General features: G+C 32.7%; 19 protein-coding genes and 4 tRNA genes. 9 read left to right on the top strand and 14 right to left on the bottom strand.

The genetic code is table 11. The features are described from left to right. The 8 genes from ccoN to kdsB form a co-directional block, all read right to left on the bottom strand. Entirely contained in the window at positions 1–1455 is a 1455-nt protein-coding gene (gene ccoN, locus CQA57_RS00520; protein ID WP_170126793.1) for a cytochrome-c oxidase, cbb3-type subunit I, read from the bottom strand. Between the two features lie 108 nt (positions 1456–1563). Continuing rightward, positions 1564–2571, bottom strand: coding sequence for a tRNA lysidine(34) synthetase TilS (gene tilS, locus CQA57_RS00515; protein WP_115578274.1), 1008 nt, complete (start codon positions 2569–2571; stop codon positions 1564–1566). Then, positions 2543–3868, bottom strand: a complete 1326-nt coding sequence (gene rimO / locus CQA57_RS00510; protein ID WP_115578273.1) for a 30S ribosomal protein S12 methylthiotransferase RimO — start codon at positions 3866–3868, stop codon at positions 2543–2545. Before rimO ends, tilS begins: the two co-directional genes overlap by 29 nt. Continuing rightward, positions 3858–4322, bottom strand: a complete 465-nt coding sequence (locus CQA57_RS00505) for a phosphoribosyltransferase (protein WP_115578272.1) — start codon at positions 4320–4322, stop codon at positions 3858–3860. Before CQA57_RS00505 ends, rimO begins: the two co-directional genes overlap by 11 nt. 44 nt (positions 4323–4366) lie before the next feature. After that, positions 4367–6547: a TonB-dependent receptor domain-containing protein gene (locus CQA57_RS00500; protein ID WP_115578271.1), complete on the bottom strand. Its 2181-nt coding sequence runs from the start codon at positions 6545–6547 to the stop codon at positions 4367–4369. A 62-nt stretch (positions 6548–6609) separates the two neighbouring features. Continuing rightward, positions 6610–7758 carry an MFS transporter gene (locus CQA57_RS00495; protein ID WP_281270369.1) on the bottom strand — a complete coding sequence of 383 codons (1149 nt, stop codon included), beginning with the start codon at positions 7756–7758 and terminating at the stop codon, positions 6610–6612. A gap of 8 nt (positions 7759–7766) precedes the next feature. After that, a complete protein-coding gene (locus CQA57_RS00490) occupies positions 7767–8795 on the bottom strand; it encodes a hypothetical protein (RefSeq protein WP_170126787.1) in 1029 nt (342 codons plus the stop codon). Between the two features lie 58 nt (positions 8796–8853). Then, a complete protein-coding gene (kdsB, locus tag CQA57_RS00485) occupies positions 8854–9570 on the bottom strand; it encodes a 3-deoxy-manno-octulosonate cytidylyltransferase (RefSeq protein WP_115578269.1) in 717 nt (238 codons plus the stop codon). A 92-nt stretch (positions 9571–9662) separates the two neighbouring features. Here kdsB and CQA57_RS00480 point away from each other — a divergent pair, with 92 nt between their 5' ends. From CQA57_RS00480 to CQA57_RS00450, 7 genes are all read left to right on the top strand, one after another. Further along, entirely contained in the window at positions 9663–10400 is a 738-nt protein-coding gene (locus tag CQA57_RS00480; protein ID WP_115578268.1) for a disulfide isomerase, read from the top strand. A gap of 2 nt (positions 10401–10402) precedes the next feature. Then, on the top strand, positions 10403–11221 hold the full coding sequence (locus CQA57_RS00475) for a S1-like domain-containing RNA-binding protein (RefSeq protein ID WP_115578267.1): 819 nt from the start codon (positions 10403–10405) through the stop codon (positions 11219–11221). A 46-nt stretch (positions 11222–11267) separates the two neighbouring features. Then, positions 11268–13433, top strand: a complete 2166-nt coding sequence (gene feoB / locus CQA57_RS00470) for a ferrous iron transport protein B (RefSeq protein WP_115578266.1) — start codon at positions 11268–11270, stop codon at positions 13431–13433. Between the two features lie 64 nt (positions 13434–13497). After that, positions 13498–13575: transfer RNA gene (locus CQA57_RS00465), tRNA-Pro, on the top strand. 24 nt (positions 13576–13599) lie between these two features. Beyond that, positions 13600–13676 (top strand) — tRNA-His (locus CQA57_RS00460). 41 nt (positions 13677–13717) lie between these two features. Beyond that, positions 13718–13794 (top strand) — tRNA-Arg (locus tag CQA57_RS00455). A 23-nt stretch (positions 13795–13817) separates the two neighbouring features. After that, positions 13818–13894: transfer RNA gene (locus CQA57_RS00450), tRNA-Arg, on the top strand. 123 nt (positions 13895–14017) lie between these two features. On the opposite strand, the gene CQA57_RS00445 is transcribed toward CQA57_RS00450, so the two are convergent. Genes CQA57_RS00445 through CQA57_RS00420 form a run of 6 tightly spaced genes read right to left on the bottom strand, consistent with a single transcriptional unit; the run spans position 14018 to position 19133 of the window. After that, on the bottom strand, positions 14018–14980 hold the full coding sequence (locus CQA57_RS00445) for a hypothetical protein (RefSeq protein WP_115578265.1): 963 nt from the start codon (positions 14978–14980) through the stop codon (positions 14018–14020). A 51-nt stretch (positions 14981–15031) separates the two neighbouring features. Next, positions 15032–16825: a mechanosensitive ion channel family protein gene (locus CQA57_RS00440; RefSeq protein WP_115578264.1), complete on the bottom strand. Its 1794-nt coding sequence runs from the start codon at positions 16823–16825 to the stop codon at positions 15032–15034. Between the two features lie 2 nt (positions 16826–16827). Further along, positions 16828–17223 carry a transcription antitermination factor NusB gene (gene nusB, locus CQA57_RS00435; protein WP_115578263.1) on the bottom strand — a complete coding sequence of 132 codons (396 nt, stop codon included), beginning with the start codon at positions 17221–17223 and terminating at the stop codon, positions 16828–16830. Between the two features lies 1 nt (position 17224). Beyond that, on the bottom strand, positions 17225–17689 hold the full coding sequence (ribH, locus tag CQA57_RS00430) for a 6,7-dimethyl-8-ribityllumazine synthase (protein ID WP_115578262.1): 465 nt from the start codon (positions 17687–17689) through the stop codon (positions 17225–17227). After that, complete coding sequence (gene kdsA / locus CQA57_RS00425) at positions 17686–18483, bottom strand: 3-deoxy-8-phosphooctulonate synthase (RefSeq protein ID WP_170126792.1); 798 nt, start codon at positions 18481–18483, stop codon at positions 17686–17688. Before kdsA ends, ribH begins: the two co-directional genes overlap by 4 nt. Before the next feature lie 5 nt (positions 18484–18488). After that, positions 18489–19133, bottom strand: a complete 645-nt coding sequence (locus CQA57_RS00420; protein ID WP_115578260.1) for a carbonic anhydrase — start codon at positions 19131–19133, stop codon at positions 18489–18491. A 196-nt stretch (positions 19134–19329) separates the two neighbouring features. Between CQA57_RS00420 and pyrF the strand changes: the two genes are divergently transcribed. Together pyrF and panC are read left to right on the top strand one after the other, a co-directional pair. After that, complete coding sequence (gene pyrF, locus CQA57_RS00415; RefSeq protein WP_115578259.1) at positions 19330–20031, top strand: orotidine-5'-phosphate decarboxylase; 702 nt, start codon at positions 19330–19332, stop codon at positions 20029–20031. Further along, the gene (gene panC / locus CQA57_RS00410) at positions 20019–20849 is read left to right on the top strand and encodes a pantoate--beta-alanine ligase (RefSeq protein ID WP_115578258.1); all 831 of its coding nucleotides are present in this window, start codon (positions 20019–20021) and stop codon (positions 20847–20849) included. The genes pyrF and panC overlap by 13 nt, the downstream gene beginning before the upstream one ends. The last annotated feature ends 2 nt before the right edge of the window (positions 20850–20851 follow it).

Genomic DNA, 20851 nt, shown 5'->3' with positions numbered 1-20851 from the left:
TTAAGCAGCCATTGGTGTAGCGTAATTTGGCTCACGCTCTAATTTTTTTGATGCACTCATACTCATTAAAACATTGTAAATAAACATTACAAAGCCTACAAGATAGAGGATACCACCAACACTTCTAATCACATAATATGGATGTAATTTTGTAACCGTATCAATAAATTGATATGCAAGATTTCCATATTGATCCACATCTCTCCACATCATACCTTGTGTAATACCTGCAATCCACATACTAGAGAAATAAAGCACAATACCAATTGTCATAATCCAAAATTGAATCTCAATGATTTTTTTAGAATAAATTTCTCTTTTGAAGATTCTTGGAAGCATATGATAAGTAGCTGCAATGATGCTAAATCCTACCCAACCCAAAACTCCATCATGCACATGTCCAACAATCCAATCTGTGAAGTGTGCTAAGGCATTTACTGATTTGATTGATTGAATTGGTCCTTCAAGAGTTGCAAGCATATAGAATGTAGAAGCAAGCACTAAGAATTTAATGAGTGGAGATTCTTTAAGTTGATGCCATTGTCCTCTCATTGTTAAAAGCATATTGATAGCTGTTCCCCAAGAAGGCAAAATCAAAATTACTGAGAAAACTGAAGAAAGTGTTTGAATCCAATCTGGAACCGTAGAGTAAATAAGGTGATGACCACCCGCCCAAATATAAACAAACATCAAGCTCCAAAATGAAAAAAGTGTAAGTTTATAAGAAAAGATTGGCTGACCAGATTCTTTTGGTAAAAAGTAATAAATCATTCCAATAATACCTGAAGTAAATACAAAAGCAACTGCATTGTGTCCCCACCACCATTGCACCATTGCATCATTGCTTCCTGCATACATTGAAATAGAATGCCAAACGCTTCCAACACCAGCAACAAGATAAGTTGGGATTGCTAAGTTGTTAAAAATATATAAAACAGCAATAGCAGTAAATGTAGCAATAAAATACCAAAGAGAAATGTAAATTGTTTGCTCTCTTCTTACTCCCATACTACCAAAAAGACTAACTCCCCACAATACCCAAACAACCACCACCAATAAATCCAATGGCCAAATCAATTCTGCATATTCTTTTGATTGTGTCAAACCTGCAAAAAGACTTACAACAGCCAAAAGCAACAATACAATATAAGTCCAAAAATGCATCAAACCTATAAACTTTAAAAACGGATGTTGATGGTAGGTAATTTTTAAAACACGCTGTCCTAAATAATACCACGCAGCCCAGATTCCACTTAGTGTGAAGCCATAGATAATTCCATTTGTATGCAATGGTCTTAATCTTCCAAAAATACTATACTCTCCTGCAATGTAATTTAAGCTAGGAAAAGCAAGCTGAAGTGCCAAGACAACACCAATTAGCATTCCAATAAAACCAAATGCCATCATTGAATACAAAAATAGCTTAGCTATGGAATAATCATACTCCACAGACATTTTTTCTTCTTGCATAACCAATTCTCCTTTGTTTATAACTTTACAAACTGGAATTATAGTCTTATTTCACAAGACTTGGGGTAGAAAATTTTCAAAATCATACTTTTTTTAACAAAAAGTAAATTTTTCTAAGTCAATTTGACAATCTTGTATCAAACCAAAAAACTCTTTTCGAATCTTTTGAGGTAAGAGAAGTTTTCTTGCCTGATTTTTAAATTCTTTTGACATTACAATGTTTGTATATTTTATGGGTGCTACAAAAATATATTGCTCATTAGAATCAATAATAAACTTTGAGGCTAATTGAATACTAAAATCTTGCTTTTTTACCTCTTGCCTTTGCTCCTTGCTCCATACATAACCTAAAGTTTTTAAAATCCTATCAACCATATAAAGATCATTTAAAATATCCCGTCTTTTAAAATAAGCAATATGCTTGATTTGCAAAACCTCTTGCTGCAAATAAAGTGCTTTTTTTTCTTCAAAAAGATATTGAAAGCTACGCACAATGCCTTCTTTATTTTCTTTTATCAAAGAATTTGCATAATTTTTTCTAATTTTGTTTCGCAAAAAGTGCATCTCTTGATTGCTTAAGTCTTCAAAATATTGATAGTTTTTTACAAAATCAAAAATTTCATCTCTTGAAATCTCAAACAATGGACGCACAATCTTATAAGTATCTCTCTCTTCTATCTTTTCAAATCCAAGTATCGTATTTAAGCCGCTTCCTTTGATAAATTGCATCAAAAACCACTCCAATCTATCATTGAGATGATGGGCTAAAATAAGGTTTTCATATCCATATTTTTCAATGATACTTTTAAAAAAGTCATAGCGCACTATTCTTGCTTGATTCTCAAAGTCATTATCAATTTTTTTTGCTTGATGCAAAAAAAGCTTCTTGTCATATTTTTTAGCAAGGCATTTTGCATACTCTACCTCATCTTTTGATTGCGCGCGCACTTGATAATCTACCATCGCAAAATCAAAATCAATATTTGCTTGCAAAAGCATAAAGCAAAGAGCTGTGGAATCTACTCCCGCAGAAAAAGCTAATAAATTTTTTTTGCCCCTAAGATATTCTAAGTCAATCAAGTTTTTTAAGGACTTTTGCAAAAATCAATCCATCTTTTACTTCAGTAATCTCTACCTCATAATACCCACTAGCTAAAACCAAATCATCGAGCATACTATCATTAACCAAAATTGAGCCATCTACTTCTGGAGCCCAAGAAATTAGTCTTGCATTATAAAAAAATTCACTAATTTCACTTTTTCCCTCTAAGATAACAGAATATTTTTTACCGACCATATCTTGCAGTAATTGCTTTTGCTGTTTTTTGATAATTTTGTTAATTTGATTGATTCTTTGGTTGATAAGCTTTGTTGGTATTTTACCATCCATGGTATCTGCCAATGTCCCCTCTTCGGAAGAAAAAGCAAAAATATTGATTCTATCAAAGACAAAATCTTGCACAAAATCACAAAGTTCTAAAAATTCTTCTTGACTTTCTTGTGGGTGGCCTATGATAATAGTGCTTCGCACAAAAGCATCTTGTATCCCTCTCATTGCTTGAAGCAACTCAATATGCTTTTGCTTATCAACGCCTCTTTTCATTCTCTTTAGCATAGATTGTGAAATGTGCTGAATAGGCATATCAAAGTAATTTTGAAAAATTTTAGAGTTTTTGATTGTTTCAATAAGCTCTAGGGTTGTTGTTGATGGATAGAGATATAAGATTCTTGCACTTCTTGCCAAACCTTGCATATCCACAGCCCTAATCAATTCTATCAGCCCATCACTCTGCCCTCTATCCCTTAAAAATGAACTAGAATCTTGAGCAATAAATGTGAAATCCTTATATCCCCTCTTGCACAAATCTTTTATCTCTTCAAGTATAGATTCTATACTTCTGCTTTGTAATTTTCCCTTAAAACTAGGGATTGAGCAAAAACTACAGGCTTGATTGCATCCTTCAGAAATTTTAATATATGCATGAATATTAGAACCTGTGATTACACGCTGTTTGGTTTCATTGGCAAGAAAGACGCTTTGTGATAATATTCCTTTTCTTTGTTCTATCATCTTATCTATTTTGTCATAATCCCCCACACCTGTGATGATATCTATTTCAGGTATCAATTCCTTAAGCTCATCTTGATAGCGTTGTGTAAGGCAACCACTTGCCACAATCAATGCACCTTCTTTTCTACTTTGTGCCACTTGCAAAATCGTAGCAATACTTTCTTCTTTTGCAGATTGGATAAATCCACAAGTATTGATAATAATTACATCAGCTTGCGTATAATCTTGAATAATTTCATAGCTTGCTAGTTTTCCTAACATTACCTCAGAATCTACGAGATTTTTGGTGCATCCTAAAGAAATAAGGTGTAAAGTTTTATTTGCCATTAGATTTCTCAAGCATATCAATTTCCCAGAAAAAATCTACCCATTCTTCCGGCTCTCGTATAAAAAAATCTGCTTTAATTTTTGCATTATTTTTTTGAAAAATTACAGCAGAAGAGAATCTTGCATGACTAAAATTATCCTTTAACTTTTGTAAAACTACACTCAAACTCTCTCCACTATCTACAATCTCATCAAGAATTAAAATATTTTTATGTTCTTGTTTAATACAAGGCATATTTTCTAAAATAAGAGAACTTTGAACTTTTGTATCGCTATAAGAAATTGCATTCAAACTATAAACTGCTCGAATATTCCAAGCAAGTCCTAACATATGACTCATCGTCATTCCACCCCTAGCAATACAAACAAGAGCATCAGGCACGCCAATCTTATCTTCTACTTGTTTTTTTAATAATTTCAAGTCTTTTAAAAAATCTTCATAAGCATAATACATAAAGCAACCTCTCTCATAAAAAGGCTAATTATACATAAGAAAACCTAAAAATCTATATTTAAGGAAAGGTAATATCTTCTTCCCTCTCTCACATAATTATAATTATTTAGATAAAAAGAATTCTTACCATCAGATGCAAGCACATAATCTACAAAATTTTGATTTAAAAGATTATAGATTCCAAAATGTAGCTTCAAATTTTTAGTGATTTGATAGCTTCCACCTATATGCAAAAGCACATAAGGATTGTAATATTCACTTAAACTAGGGTTATTTTTCCTAAAAGTCTCTAGAGCACTCAGACTACTAGCACTAGTGCCTACTCTAGAAGATACTTGAGTGCGTAGTTGCTTGGCTTTAAACTCTCCTCTTAAATAAAAACTTGCATTTTTTATAGCATAAGTTATAGCTCCATTTAAGGAATGTTCTGGAATATCTGTTAATGGCAAACCTTTAGCACTTCCTGAGGTTTGTTCTGTTTTATTAAAAGTATAAGAGAGGTTAAAACCTATGTTTCCATATCCTGTATCATAAGGTTTAAAACCAAAAAATGTTTCAATACCATAAGATTGCGCTGTATCTGCATTGATATTATAACTACAACTACTTGTTGCGTTACAAATGCCCCCACCACTTACAGGCACCATCTCTCCACTTGCTACGCTTGTGCTTTGAATCTTATCTCTAAATTCAATAAAAAATGCAGTTAGTGAAACTTCTGTTAAGCTAGTTTCATTTGACACGCCTATCTCATAATTGATTGAAATTTCTGGTTTTAGATCTGGATTACCATAAGTTGGAACCAATCCTTGAGATGTTAAACCATTAACTCCATAAACAAGTTGAGAAACTGTAGGAGTTTTATATCCCGTAGAAATACCTCCCTTAATAATCAAATCTCCAATTTTTGAATTTTGCAAGGCATTATAAACAAGATAGCCTCTTGGAGAAGCATTAAAACCAAAACTAGAATTATAATTTTCCCTAAGACCTAATGTTAAGGCCAACTTTTCTGTGAGATTTGTCTCATTTTCTGCAAACAAACTTACATTATGCTGATACATAAAAGGATCTGGAACCACCTTGTCATACAAAGAAGCAAACCAATACCTCCCTCCAACACTAATATTGCTAAAATCCCCCACTCCAAAAACGCTTTTATGATCCAATATAACATCTTGTCCAAGTAAATTTCTATCTTCCCCTACCAGTGGACTATCTGCTCCAACAGCACTTGGAGTAACAAGCCTACCACTATTTAGGGTTGAATTATATTGAATACTTGTATCTGTGCTAATATGCTCATATTTGCCTTGATGTGCCAAGACAACATTATTTCTTGTAAAAAATAGATTCTTTGCATAACCACCGTTAATTCCTGTTGTTCCTAGCAAGCTTTGAGAATTATCATACCACTGCAATCCATGATCAATATCCAAATAAAAATAATTTTCTTTACTTGGTATAAAGCCTATACGCATACCAAGATTGGAATTATTATTTTGACTTAATCCTACAACTCCATTGCGAGATAAAGAACTATTATCCCCTGATATACTAGGAACAACTTTTAATGCACTATCTGGGACTTTAGTGCGATATTGCTCTTTTAATCTCAAGGTTAAAGACCACTTTTTATTTTTATCTAAAGGTCCTCCTGCCCATAAACTCAAACCATACAAATCCCCAAAAGCTCTTTCTTCTTGCAAAACAGAATCTAATACCAAACTACCGCCCCATTTATCAAACTGCTTTTTGGTAATGATATTTACAATCCCTCCAATTGCATCACTTCCATAAAGCGTAGAGGCTGGCCCTCTAATCACTTCTATACGCTCAATTGCAGAAATTGGAGGCATAAAACTTGTAAAAGTTTCAGTAAATCCATTTGGAAGTCCTGCAGTTGTGGTATTTTGCCTTTTTCCATCCATCAAAATGAGTGTATAACTTGAAGGCATACCACGAATAGAGATGTTATATCCTCCTGTCTTTCCAACTTCTTGATCAATACTCACTCCAGGAACTAAAGAGAGCGCTTCTCCTAAATCTCTTACAGGCTTATCCTTTAACTCCTCACCAGTTACGACAGAAATTGACGCAGGAGCATCTTTTAATTCTTGATTAAATCCAGAAGCAGAAGTTACAATCTTATTGATATTGTATTGCTTAGGATCCTCTGTAAACAATACACTTATAAGAATAATAAAACTAAAAATCTTTCTCATAAAATAATGACCCTTAAAATAAGAATAATTATTATTATAGTTTAAAAAAGATTAAAATAAAATTAAACCTTACGGGGAGTAAGTAAAACAAGTATTAACGCAGGCAATGCGAAAAGAGAAGCAAAAAATGGATTAAAAGCAACGCCAAAGCTAGAAGCCACAATGCCCCCCATAAATGAAGCTAGAGCTATTCCAACATTAAAAGCTGCTTCATTGACACTCACTGCACTCTCGCTAAAATCTTTGGCATATTTCTGTGCTCTAATCATTGAAAATGACTTTAATGGTGCAATCCCTGCAAAAGCCACAAAACCTATTAAGAATAAATTGATAATAACAAGAGGCTTAATATAAACACTAATTCCCATAAGCGCAAAGAAAATAACTTGAGCTATTAGAATTAGCCTTAAAGCCATGATGCACCCCTTAGAATCTGTTAGCTTCCCTCCAAACAAATTACCCAAAACAGCACTACATCCATAAAGCAACAATAATATCCCCATAGTTTCTTCAGTAAAACCAGCAAGATCTAAGAGAAATTTTGCAATATAAGTATAAAGCACAAAAGCAGCTCCACAAGTCCCTGCAGTAACAGCATATACCTTTAATAAAGCTGGTATTTTTATAGAAAGATAAAGATTTTTAATCCTTGAAGGGGTGCTTGTAAGATTCTTTGGCATTGAGAAAAAAGCACCCAAAAAAGCTAATAAACTTAAAAAAGCAATCAGAAAAAAAACACTTTTAAAACCAAAACTATGCCCCACAAATGTCCCCAAGGGGACACCACTCACAAGAGCTAGTGTTAAACCTGAAACCATAAAAGCAAGTGAGCTATTTTCCCTACCCTTTGGTGCAATTTGCAATACACTTAAAGTTGCATTTACAAAAAATACTCCATGCATACATCCAGCTATAAATCTTGCAAAAAAAGTTAGCATAAATTCATCGCTTAATGCGACTACTAAATTTGCAACAATAAAAATCCCAAGATTTATCAAAAGCTGAAGACGCCTATCAATATGACTTAATGGAACGCTTAAAATAGGAGCACCTATGACCACTCCTATGGCGTAAATTGTAACAAGCCAACCAACTTGCGCTTGAGTTTTTTGAAAAAAAATTGCAATATCAGGCAAAATGCCTGCTACTACAAATTCAGCAACCCCCATACAAAATGCGCTTAAAGCTAAAATAAAAATAGGCTTATTCACAAAAATTCCTAAAATGCAAACATTAAGCCCACAAAGACTGCTAATCCTTTGTTTTTATATGATGTATCATTGGGAGCAAATACATATCTTGTACCAACATTTATACCCACAGTTTTTCCAAGAAACATTACTCCACCTTCCGCATACGGATGCATATACTTTTTATCAAAAGAATCTTTATTTAAATGATTGATTCCGTATGTTGCCCCTCCACCAAAATAAATTTTTCCAAGTTGTAACATTGAGCCCAATCCAACCTCTTGAGTAATGACTTTTTGTAAAGAATTGTTAGATTGCACTTTATCTTGCCAAAGCTCATAAATACCATGCAAAGACAGAGAAATACTAGGATTCCAACGATACATAAAACCACTCTTAGCCCTTAAGACATAAAGATTTGCATCATCAAACTCTTTTTCCTTATCACTTTCTCTATGAAGTCTAAAACCACCCTCAACACTCAAGAGAAATCGAGAATGCCTGAAATCTTGTTGTTTTTCCTTTGATTTTGTATTATCTACTCCCCCTTGAAACACATAATGATATTTTGTAAATTTATTAGGATTTCGATTTGCATGTCTTTGTATCATTCTTGAAATTTGCCAACTTTTTTTCCAAACAGCAGTATCTGTTTTTGTGTCTTTTAGTGTAAGCCAAAATGTATAATCTACTTTCTTTAAATCTTCATTAATACTCACAGATTTTTGCGTAACCCTGCCACTCAAATATAAATCTGGTTGTGTTGCATTATCCGTTTTCTTTGCCTCTGTAAGCTTTATAAGCTTAATTTTTGTTTCTTTTTTGATATCTTGTTGCAAAACCTCATTCATCAACCCAACATCTAAATCATGTCCTGTTTCATCTATAAAATTAGCATAAGCAATTGTCTTTTGACTAAACTTTTTGCTATATTCTGCAGCCAAACTCTCTGTCCCTCTTTGAGCAATATCCCTAATATCAGTAGCTACAATATGACCATCTTGCTGTGCATAACCCAAAGAAACCATAACAATAAAGTAAAAAATAAATTTTTTCAAAAAAGCCCTTATTTTTAAATTTAAAAATTGTCTTAACATAGATTAAGATATTTTTAGATTATAACACAACAAAAGATTGTTTTTGAAGTGCGTTTTCTAAATCACTAGGTGTATCAATTCCTATACTCTTTGTTTCAACAATTGCCATTTTTATGCATTTTTGATAATAAATTGCACGCAACTGCTCTAACTTTTCTATATCCTCTAAAAGCGTTTTTTCTAAACTACAAAATTCTTGCAAACTCCAATTATAAAAACCATATAACCCTAAATGTCCATAATATTCAACTGCCTGTATGCCATCACGATTAAATGGTATTGATGCTCTTGAAAAATAAATCGCATTATTGCAATTATCTAAAACAACTTTTACAAGATTAGAATCCAAAGCTTCTTGTTGTGTAATTCTTTTTGCCAAACTTGCCATAAAATCACTTGTTTTTACCAATCCTTGAAGCGTCTTTATTACTTCTTTTTCTAAAAATGGCTCATCACCTTGCACATTCAAAACAATCTCATTTGGAGAAATTCTCAAGATTCTACAAGCTTCAGCACATCTATCTGTTCCACTAGTATGCGCCTTATTTGTTAAAACAGCCTTAATATAATACTTTTTGCATAAATCTAAAATGATTTCATCATCACACGCAACCACCACATCATCTACTTGAGCTGCATTCATCGCAGTAGCTATTATCAAAGGCTTGCCAAAAATATCAGCAAGCATTTTTTGTGGGAATCTACTCGAGGCAAGTCTTGCAGGAATAATAATCATTTTATAGCCTTTTTAATAAAATAGGTTTAATTAGAATTTGTCTTATTGATGTAGAATTCTAACCTTTATATTCCAAATAAGGAGCTTTTGCAATGAAAAAATTCTTCTTTATATTTTTGTTTTCTTTTGTTTTTATGCAAGCAAATATGCAAGAAAATCTCACCAAGCTTATCAAAGAAAAAACAAAGCAAGACATTAAAGTCATGCAAACTTATGATTTAAAGGCTAATACTAACTTTAAAGTAGTGATTTTAGAAGATACACTCTCAAAAACACAAATTCCTATCATAACAGATAAGGATGGCTCTATGTTATTTGCTCTTACTAATATTTTTTTTAGTGTAAATGAGGCAGATACCAAACTCATTGGAGAAATTATTCAAAAAATTCAAAGTCAAAATGATAAGCAAGTAAATTCTGCTGCGATTAACAAACTCTTAGAATCTATACCTGATGACTATGTAATCAAATTAAACTCTACGACAAAAAATAATCAAAAAATTACCTATATCATTTCTGATCCTATGTGCCCTCACTGTCAAGATGAACTACGACATATTGATGAAAAGCTAAAGGAAAGTAATGTATATATGGTTTTGGTAGCTTATATGGGGCAAGATTCTATCAACAAGGCTGCAAATATTTTAGAAAAAATTAAATCCCTAAAAGAAACCAAAGAAAAAGTAAATCTTTTACAGCAAGTCTATGCAACAACTTTTAAAGCTCAAGAATCTAATGCAAAAGAGATTAAAAAAGTAGAAAACATTACAAAAAAAATAGCAGATTCAGGTCTTATAAAAGGTGTGCCTTTTATCTATGAGTATAAATAAATATGCAAATAGGCACTATAAATTCTCTTCACATCAAAAGATTTAGCGCACATGGCGCTTATCTTGAGAGTAAAAATGGTGATAATGAAGTTTTATTGCCAAAAAAATTTCTATCTGATGATTTAAAAATTGGGGATCTGATTGAAGTATTTATTCATACAGATTCTCAAGATAGAATTGTTGCCACCACACAAAAACCTCTTGCAAAATGCGATGAAATTGCAATTTTGGAAATTAAAAGCATTGATAGTTTTGGTTGTTTCTTGCACATAGGTTTGGATAAAGATATTTTTATGCCAACAAAAAACCCTAGTCGCTTTAAAGTGGGAGAAAAAGTGTGTGTATTTATTACTCTTGATAAACAAAATCGCCTAATTGCAAAACTAGGAATTAAAAGTTTCTTAAAACCCTTTAAGAAAAAACACAAACGCTTTCTTAAACTTCCAGCTTTTGGATTTGAAAAAACACCACTTGGAATTGGATGTGTTGTAGATAATCAATATTACGGAATACTTTATCAAAACGATTTAAAAGAGCAAATCACATTACTCAAACCCCTAGTAGTTCAAATCAATAAAATTCGGCCAGATGGGAAACTCGATCTTGTGCTTGATTATTCCAAAGCAATACAAAAAATAATCCATACTCTTAAAACACAAAAAACTCTATCTCTAAATCTTGATTCTAGTCCTCAAGATATTCAAAATGCCTTTGGAATAAGCAAAAAACTTTTTAAAAAAACTATAAATGATCTCATACAAAATAAAAAAGCTGAAATCAAAAATAATCAAATTTATCTTGCTACAAATAATAAGAATTAGTATTATTTAGGATATAATTACCCCAAATTTTTTGTAGGGTTAAAGTATGCAAACCATTACCATTGCTCTTGTCGGACAACCAAATGTAGGAAAAACTTCTTTAATCAACAATCTTAGCGGTGCGCATCTCAAAGTGGGCAATTTTACTGGGGTTACAGTAGAAAAAGCCCAAGCATCTCTTATCTACAAAAATACTCAAATTATTATCATTGATCTACCTGGAACTTATGCCCTAAATGACTTTACACTTGAAGAACAGATTACTAAAGATTTTTTGCAAACACAAAACTATGACATCATCTTAAATGTCGTAGATTCTACAAATCTTGAAAGAAATCTTGTTTTAAGTTCTGAAATTTTTGCCCTAAAGAAAAAAACCATTATTGCTTTAAATATGTTTGATGAAGCACAAAAAGAATCCATTCAAATCAATGAGCATTTACTAAGTGAGATTTTAGGTGTCCCTTGCATCCCTACAACTGCTACTAGCAATCAAAACCACAAAATCTTACTAGATACAATTCTTGAGGTTTTTGAAAAACCATTTTATGCACCAAAAAGATTTTATAACAATCACATAGAAGAACAAATTACTAATATTCAAAATTTTCTTACCCAAAAACAATATCTTGAAATTAAAAATTTCATACAGCAAACAAACCCTCATTACAACTTGCGAGATATTGCCATACTACTCCTCTCTCAAGAAAAAAATATCTATGCTTTTTTGCATGATAAGCCCTCTTATTTTGAAATCAATATGCATATTCAAAAATCCCTTTCTGAGCTTTTTAAATACACACAAGAAAAAAATATTCAAAATATTTTCAAATTTGATGCCATCTCTTTTGCAAGAGGTGCTAGCAAGGAAGCCAGTAGTCAAAAAAATACCCATATCTCACGAACAAAAAAATTAGATTCTATTTTTTTAAATCAATATCTTGGCATTCCTATTTTCCTGTTGTTTATGTTTATTTTATTTGAACTTACTTTTTTTGCGGGGGGATTTTTAAAAGATCTTTTAGAAAATGCTCTAGATTCCTTTGGAGATTTTGCAAAGACAATGATACAGCACGAAGAGATAGCCTCTCTTGTGGGTGATGGAATTATCAAAGGCGTAGGTGCAGTAATCTCATTTTTACCTCTAATAGCTATTCTTTATTTTGGTATCTCATTGCTTGAGGGAACAGGATATATGTCACGCGTCGCCTTTTTGCTTGATGGAATTTTTCATAAATTTGGATTGCATGGAAAAAGTTTCATTCCCCTTGTCACTGGTTTTGGTTGCAGTGTCCCTGCATATATGGCAACAAGAACTTTGCAAAATAAAAATGAAAGAATGATTACACTTTTTTTGATTGGTTTTATGAGTTGTAGTGCAAGATTACCAATTTATGTGTTGTTTATCGGCGCTTTTTTTCCAGATAAATATGCAGGCATCATACTTTTTGGTGTTTATATTTTTGGTGCTATTATCGCACTTATACTGGCAAAAGTTTTAAAGCTAACAGTCTTTGCTGGCAACAATGAACCTTTTGTTATGGAAATGCCAAAATATAGATTCCCTAGCTATAAGATTGTATGGTTTAGCATTTGGACAAAAGTCATAATGTATCTTAAAAAAGCTGGCACCTTTATTCTTTTTGGCTCTATTTTGATCTGGTTTGCCTCACAATATCCCAAAAATCCTCAAATACAACAAATCTATAATCAACAAATTATGCAAATACAACATTCAAATCTCTCAAAAGAAGAACAAGATGAAAAAATATTAAATCTAGAGAATCAAAGAGATGAACTTTTATTAAAACAAAGTTACTCTGGAAAAATAGGAATGTTGCTAGAACCTATTTTTACCCCTATGGGCTTTGATTGGAGACTTTCTGTATCTTTGGTCACAGGATTTGCAGCAAAAGAAGTAGTCGTCTCAACTCTTGGGGTTTTATATGCTCTAGGAAATTCGCAAGATGCAAGCTCACAAGATTTACAAACAGCCATCAAAAATTCTGTATCTATGCCATCAGCAATTGCATTTTTAATTTTTATTGTGTTTTATATGCCTTGTTTTGCGGCAACTATTACTTTTGGCAGAGAGGCTGGTGGATTAAAATTTGTTATAGGTCTTTTTGCCTTCACAACACTTACGGCATATATTTTGGCTTGCATAGGATATTATCTTTCAAACTACCTCTTATTTTTCTTTGCAACTTAATCAAAGATATAGTGTATAAAACTTGACAAAATAGCACTCTTAGAGTATAATTTGCTTCTTTATTCGGGGCGTAGCGCAGTCTGGTTAGCGCACTTGGTTTGGGACCAAGGGGTCGAAGGTTCGAATCCTTTCGCCCCGACCATTAACTTGTTATTATTGTTAAATGGTGGATGTAGCTCAGTTGGTTAGAGCATCAGGTTGTGGCTCTGAGGGTCGTGGGTTCGAGCCCCATCATCCACCCCATTAAATAAAAAATTATAAGATGATTTATACAATAATGACTTGCGTTCGTAGCTCAATTGGATAGAGCACCAGACTTCGGATCTGGGGGTTAGGGGTTCGACTCCCTTCGGGCGTACCACCTAACTCAAAAATTTATTATACGCGCTCGTAGCTCAGCTGGATAGAGCAACAGCCTTCTAAGCCGTAGGTCGCAGGTTCGAATCCTGCCGGGCGTACCACCCCTTAATTAAATCCATATTATCAATCGTTTTTGTATTATTATCTTTAATTTCTACTAATAATGATTTTTCTATATCAATATGAGATAAATGTATTTTTCTTTATCTAAAAAGATAAAGAAATTAGAACTTATAGGTATAGTTGAAAATAAAGAAATTTGACATAGCAATAGTATGTTTAATTCCATCTGTAAAATACATTACATAATTAGCACCACTGATTTTTGAAGTGGTTTTCAAAGAAGGATTGCTTGTTTTACTGCCAAAAAAAGTTATCATTCCACCAAAGCGATAATTTATTTCAAAACTATGATGTTTATTATAGACATAATGCAACCCGATTGTAGGATAAATTGTTGAGGCAATATTATCAATCAACACAGAACCGCCAGCATCAAGAACAGAGCTTTTAAATTCTAAAGAGAAATTACCAATATAATAATCAAACTCATATCCAAACCCCACATTCAATCCCAACGCAGATTTGCCTTTTTCTAAAAAATCCCAAAGATATTTTATGTCAATGCCCACTTTAATAGGAATATAGTTTACTGTTGTTGAAATATCTCCTAGCACCGAAGTTGATCTTGATGAAATAGTAGACAGCCCTTTTAATGAAAGTTCATAACCCACTCCACTATATAAATGAGTAGAAATTTTCAATCCGTGTTTTGCACTCTCTCCAAAATATTTTTGATAACCTAACAATAAACCACCATCAAAAGCAAAATTATTACTAGTTTTATTAAGATTCAAAGAAATTACACCATTGGTTAAATCTGGATCCTTTTGGCTAATTTGCACACTTCCCAATACTCCCTCTACTCCAATGAAAAATCCACTTTTTTCTTTAGCTTTGCTTAAATCTTTTTGATTACTCTCTGTTTTAGCCTGTGTAGTATCAGATGATAGATTATCATCTTGGAGTTCATTTTGAAGTTGTTTTTGCTTTTTCTTTAATTCTAAAAGCTTGTTTTGTTTTTCTAATCTTTGAATTTCCTCATCAAGATCTTGTGCAAAAATATTACTGCTTAAAAGGCAGCAAAATAAAATCCCCCCCCCCATTACCAAACGTTGTATTTTCATAATATGCTCCTAATCTCTAATTTTTAAAATTATAACTAAAATTCAAAAAGCCTAAAGCTTTGCTCCCATTTTATCTGGAAGGCTTTCTACATAAATACTTTGTGATGGGAAAGCAAAACTCAAATTATTTTTTTCTACAATATCCATAATCTTAAACATCACATCTTGCTTTATATCCAAAAATTCCCCCCAAATCACGCTTTTGCTAAAACAATACACTAAAATATTTATAGAGCTATCTGCAAAAGTATCCAACACTACAAATAAGTTATCCTTATAGCCCAATAAATCTTGCATAGAAACTATGTTTTGCTTTAATGCAAGCTCATAGCGATCTAGTTCAATATTTTTTTCATCTGATTTTGCAATCTTTGGATGATCCAGCAACATTTGCCTAATATCCTTGATACATTGCCTTAAATTTTCCATAGGAGAATCATAAGTAACCCCTATACTCATCTTGATACGCCTACCCATTTTTCTTCGATTCCAATTTAAAATAGCGCCATTAGCAAGTGTGGAGTTTGGAACAAGCACTAGAGCATTATCAAAAGTCCTAATTGTAGTGCGTCTTAATCCCATTTCAACAACAGTCCCCTCAATCCCATTACAAACAATCCAATCCCCTTGAGAAAAAGAATTTTCAAACAAAAGCATTACAGATGCAAAAAAATTTGCCAACATATCCTTAAGAGCCAATGCTACTGCCAAACCTCCTATACCCAAAGAAGCCATAATGGTGGATACATTGAAACCTAAATATTTTAGGGCAATCAAAAGTCCGATTAGAAAAATAATAAAATAGCTAATTTTTAAAATCAAGTTAATGGCTTCTCTCCTAAAACCATCCTTTTTTTGCAAGATACTCCCCATAAGACCAACACCATAAGAACGTAACAGGGTAATAAAAAACCATACACCCAAAACAATATAAGACACCCCAAACCAAATCTCTATTTTTTCTGATGGTGCATTGGGATAATAAAGCACACTTACTGCAATATCAAAACTTGCCACAAGTAAAACATAAGTAATTGGGGTTACAATATCTTTGCAAATAGTATCCTTTAGGTTGCTATCTTTTTTTGCAATATGCATAAAAAAATTCAACATAAAAAAAATCAATCTTGCTAAAACTTTTCTACACGCTAATAAAACAATCAATAAAACTGCTGATAAAATCAATTTGGCAAAAAACAAATCAAAAGTCTTAATAGGAATCCACATATCAATTTGTTGCAAAATCCAGCCAACACCTAAATTTAAAAAAGCATTTTGAGGAAGCAGGGTCCTTGGATGTTCAAGAAAATATGTCACTACTTCTTTATAAGTTTTTAGAGTTTCTTGGTATCTTATGATGGCTTCATTTTTGGTTTGATTTTTAAAATTTTGTTGTTTATTAAGCTCTTGAAGTGTATTTTTTACGATAAAAACAACATCTTTTTCTTGAGAAAAAATCCCGATATTTTTTTGCAAATTAGAAGCAAAGCTCTGCATAATCCTTGCAAGCTCTAAATTGGCTAATTCCAAATGCTCCTTTAGCAAAGACTTTTTAGTATCATCTCGCATTTGTGTTTGGATAAGCCCTCTAATCTCCTCTTGCTTTTTTGTAATCTCATTGATAGCTTCATTAAAGTTTTCTTTTGATGTCAAGAGTTCTAAAGTTAGTTTTTTTAATTCATAAATCTTCTCTTCTTCTAGCAAAGAAATATTATCTACATCTTGATTGTTCTTACTTTGAGTGATTTGATAATTTAAAAAGATTAAATCTTCTAGTGCTTTATCAAAGGCACTAGATTCTAAAAAACTAATGATTGTGAAAAAAAATAATATCTTTTTTAGCATTTCTATTCTTTATTGATAGAATCTAAAATCCCATTGATAAGTTTTGGAGCCATTTCTTCTCCATAACTCTTAGCAAGTTCTATGGCTTCATTGATTACAACAGGTTTATCTGTGTGGCTAAAAAGAATCTCATATACTCCAAGCCTCAAAATAGCTCGCTCCATACCGCCAAGTTTGCTTAATTCCCAATCTTTAAGCTGTTTTGATATCTGATCATCTAAAAATTGCATCTTAGAAATCACTCCATCAAAAAGCTCTAGGGCAAATTCTTGTTGTTTATTGCGGATTTTTTTTTCTTCCAAAACCTCTTTTGCTAATTTCCTAATATCAATATTCCCACTATCATAAGCATAAAGCAATCCTACGACAGCCTCTCTAGCTTGAGATCTTGTAGCCATTTTAAAACTTTTTGTAAAGATTGATGAGTTCAATAAGACCACTCATTGCCTCAAAGCCCTTATTGCCTACTTTGCTACCAGCACGCTCAATGGCTTGCTCTATGGTCTCTGTTGTTAAAACTCCAAAAATTACAGGTGTTTGATATTTTAATGTTGTATTAGCAATACCCTTTGTTGCCTCAGCACTAACATAATCAAAATGCGGTGTACTTCCTCTTATAATTGCACCCAATGTGCAAATACCATCATATTTGTTACCTGCAAGCAACCTATCTAAAACAAATGGTATTTCATATGCACCAGGAACCAAGATAAGATCTAAGAAATCCTCATTACCTCCGTGTCTTAAAAAACTATCCTTTGCACCCTCAACCAAACGATCTGTGATAATATGATTAAATCTGCTTGCAATAATGGCAATTTTTTCATTACCACTTAATGTTATTCTTCCTTCCAATATATTCATTGTGCAACCTCCTGTATTTTTAAGATTTTTTCTACTAATGCCTGCATATTATTTGTAGGTATCATATTTGGACCATCACTTAATGCCTCATCTGGGTTAAAGTGAGTTTCTGCAAAAAAACCATCTACTCCAACACTTGCTGCAGCTTTTGCAAGATATGGCACAAATGTCCTATCTCCCCCACTCTTGCCATTGGCACCACCTGGCATCTGCACACTATGTGTTGCATCAAATATGACTGGAGCAAATTTTCTCATAATAACCAAAGATCTCATATCTACAACTAAATTTCCATATCCAAAACTATTGCCTCTCTCTGTAACCCAAATGCCATATTTTTTACTTTCTTCGTATGTCGCTTGACCTCCTCCCCTTGTCTTAATTGCTTTTAAAACAGAATATTGCATATCATTTGGATTCATAAATTGTCCTTTTTTGATATTTACAATACAATCTGTCTTAGCTACCTCAACAATCAAATCTGTTTGTCGGCATAGAAATGCTGGTATTTGAATCACATCAGCAACTTGAGCGATTTCCTTTGCTTGATAACTTTCGTGAATATCTGTAATAATTTTATAATCAAACTCTTCTTTGATTCTTTTTAGTAGCTCAAGCCCATCTTTTAATCCCGGACCTCTAAAACTCTCCAAACTTGTGCGATTAGCCTTATCAAAACTTGCTTTGAAATAAAAATCAATCTTTGGATGTGTGGCTAAAAATTTTAAGTCCTCTGCAACACGCCTTAGATTCTCATAACTTTCAATCACACAAGGACCACTCAAAAAAATCATCTTACTCATTTTTTATCCTTATTGATGGGTTTAAACTCTTTTGTAATCATATTATAATTAAATACCTGACCTGTAGAAATTATATAATACCAACCATAAATCCTTAGCTCTCCTCTATCAAACATTTCTTCTACAAAAGGATAAGTCATTAGATTTTCAAGCTGCTTTTCTATATTTATTTGCTCAGTGAGCCACATTCTCTTAACTTTGCTTTTAGGATTTAACTCCAAAACTTTTTCTTTAACAGGATTTAATAGCTCAATCCATTTTTTTACATAAGGTGCTTTATTTAGTGTCTCTTCATCTTCATAAATAGCACTACAAGCACCACAATCACTATGCCCACAAATAATAATATTTCTTATCCCTAAAATGCTCAATGCATATTCAATGGCAGATGTAGTAGAAAGATAGCCATCTCGTAGATTAGAATCTTGTCTATAAGGAGGCACGATATTCCCCATATTTCTCACTACAAACAAATCTCCTGGCAGAGAGTTTGTAATAAGATTTGGCACCACTCTAGAATCTACACAAGTTAAAAAAAGTGTATGAGGTTCTTGATGTTTTTTCAAACTCTCATATAAATCCTTGTATTGCACAAAATCATCTTCTTGAAACTTCACAACACCATCAAATAATTCTTTCATAAGCTACACACCAAAATATAGTTTAAAAATCTGCAATTATACCTCATAACTATTCTTTATCATCTCAAAGTTTTTAAGGATATATTTTTCAAATAAAGCAGAGATATCATAGTTTAATAATTCTAACTTTTTGGTATTATTTTAGGCATTTTTAGGATATCTGAACTCCACTTTACTCAAATCATTAGGAGAAAAAATGAAACTCTGTATAGCCTTAGATCTTGAACATCAGGAGCAAAACCTCAAACTCTTAGAAAATTTGCACAATTTCCCAAATCTATGGGTAAAGGTGGGCTTAAGAAGTTATATCCGAGATGGAAAAAATTTTTTAAATCTCATCAAACAAATCAATCCTGAATTTAAAATATTTTTGGATCTCAAACTCTATGATATTCCTAATACAATGATAGATTCTGCATTAGAATGTGCAAAACTAAATGTAGATATGATTACCATTCATACAAGTAGTGGGAGAATTGCGATGTCTGCGCTTATGCAAAGTCTCAAATCTCTACAAAAACGACCGCTTGTATTTGGCGTGACAGCTCTCACAAGCTTTGATAATTCTACTTTTGAAGAAATTTATCACACTTCTATTGACACTCAAGCAACACTACTTGCAAAAATTGCGTATGAAAGCAATCTTGATGGCATTGTCTGCTCAGCTTATGAAAGCTTAAGTATCAAACAACATACTCACAAAGATTTTCTTACCCTCACTCCAGGGATTCGACCCTTTGCAGAAGATGCTGATGATCAAAAACGCGTAGCAACAATCCAACAAGCCTATGAAAATCAATCAGATTTTATCGTAGTAGGCCGCCCTATCTACAAAAGTGCCAATCCCATACTAACTGTAAAGAAAATCTATGAGGAAATAGAAAAATGCAAGTCTTAACAACTATCCAGGAATTAAAAGATTTTAAAAAATCCCTAATCCATCAAGATACTTTGGGATTAGTCCCTACAATGGGGGCACTGCATAAAGGTCATCAAAGCCTTATGCAAAAATCTATCCAACAAAATACCCACACAATCGTAAGTATTTTTGTAAATCCCACACAATTTGGACCAACTGAAGATTTCAACAAATATCCTCGCACTTTAGAAAAAGATTGTGAGATTTGTCAAAAACTAGGAGTTAGTGCCGTATTTGCTCCACAAATAACAGAAATGTATCAAAAAGAGGATGAAATTACTCTCAATCCTCCAAAGTCTATGGGATATGTATTTGAAGGATTTGTAAGAGAAAATCACTTTAATGGTGTCTTGCAAGTTGTTTTAAAACTCTTTAATCTTATCCAGCCTCATTTCGCATATTTTGGACAAAAAGACGCACAGCAATTGCTAATCTTAAAAAGATTAGTGCAAGATATGTTTCTACCACTTACAATTATTCCTTGTGAAACTATAAGAGACGCTGATGGCTTAGCTCTAAGCTCAAGGAATATTTATCTCTCTGAAGAAGAGCGTACAATTGCCCTAGAAATACCAAAAGCTCTTCAAAAAATGGAAACTTTATTCAAACAAGGATGCAATTCAAGCAAAGAGCTTATTGCACAAGCAAAAACTTGCATTTCTCATGTAGAGTTAGATTATTTTACAATCACAGATTACAACCTTCATATCACCTCTACTCCCAAACACAATGAAGCAATTGCTTTAATCGCTGGAAAAGTTGGAAAAACAAGATTATTGGATAATTTATGGTTTTAAGG

The sequence above is a fragment of the Helicobacter anseris genome, assembly GCF_003364335.1.
Classification (GTDB): domain Bacteria; phylum Campylobacterota; class Campylobacteria; order Campylobacterales; family Helicobacteraceae; genus Helicobacter_H; species Helicobacter_H anseris.
This window is presented reverse-complemented; position numbering and strand designations above follow the sequence as displayed.

Excerpts from the sequence above, each read along its gene's own strand:
- CQA57_RS00480 (WP_115578268.1), top strand. The coding sequence starts at position 9,663 with ATGAAAAAATTCTTCTTTATATTTTTGTTTTCTTTTGTTTTTATGCAA.
- CQA57_RS00420 (WP_115578260.1), bottom strand. The coding sequence starts at position 19,133 with ATGAAAGAATTATTTGATGGTGTTGTGAAGTTTCAAGAAGATGATTTT.
- ribH (WP_115578262.1), bottom strand. The coding sequence starts at position 17,689 with ATGAATATATTGGAAGGAAGAATAACATTAAGTGGTAATGAAAAAATT.
- pyrF (WP_115578259.1), top strand. The coding sequence starts at position 19,330 with ATGAAACTCTGTATAGCCTTAGATCTTGAACATCAGGAGCAAAACCTC.
- CQA57_RS00440 (WP_115578264.1), bottom strand. The coding sequence starts at position 16,825 with ATGCTAAAAAAGATATTATTTTTTTTCACAATCATTAGTTTTTTAGAA.
- panC (WP_115578258.1), top strand. The coding sequence starts at position 20,019 with ATGCAAGTCTTAACAACTATCCAGGAATTAAAAGATTTTAAAAAATCC.
- kdsA (WP_170126792.1), bottom strand. The coding sequence starts at position 18,483 with ATGATTTTTTTGAGTGGTCCTTGTGTGATTGAAAGTTATGAGAATCTA.
- nusB (WP_115578263.1), bottom strand. The coding sequence starts at position 17,223 with ATGGCTACAAGATCTCAAGCTAGAGAGGCTGTCGTAGGATTGCTTTAT.
- rimO (WP_115578273.1), bottom strand. The coding sequence starts at position 3,868 with ATGGCAAATAAAACTTTACACCTTATTTCTTTAGGATGCACCAAAAAT.
- kdsB (WP_115578269.1), bottom strand. The coding sequence starts at position 9,570 with ATGATTATTATTCCTGCAAGACTTGCCTCGAGTAGATTCCCACAAAAA.
- ccoN (WP_170126793.1), bottom strand. The coding sequence starts at position 1,455 with ATGTCTGTGGAGTATGATTATTCCATAGCTAAGCTATTTTTGTATTCA.
- feoB (WP_115578266.1), top strand. The coding sequence starts at position 11,268 with ATGCAAACCATTACCATTGCTCTTGTCGGACAACCAAATGTAGGAAAA.
- CQA57_RS00505 (WP_115578272.1), bottom strand. The coding sequence starts at position 4,322 with ATGTATTATGCTTATGAAGATTTTTTAAAAGACTTGAAATTATTAAAA.
- CQA57_RS00445 (WP_115578265.1), bottom strand. The coding sequence starts at position 14,980 with ATGAAAATACAACGTTTGGTAATGGGGGGGGGGATTTTATTTTGCTGC.
- CQA57_RS00475 (WP_115578267.1), top strand. The coding sequence starts at position 10,403 with ATGCAAATAGGCACTATAAATTCTCTTCACATCAAAAGATTTAGCGCA.
- CQA57_RS00500 (WP_115578271.1), bottom strand. The coding sequence starts at position 6,547 with ATGAGAAAGATTTTTAGTTTTATTATTCTTATAAGTGTATTGTTTACA.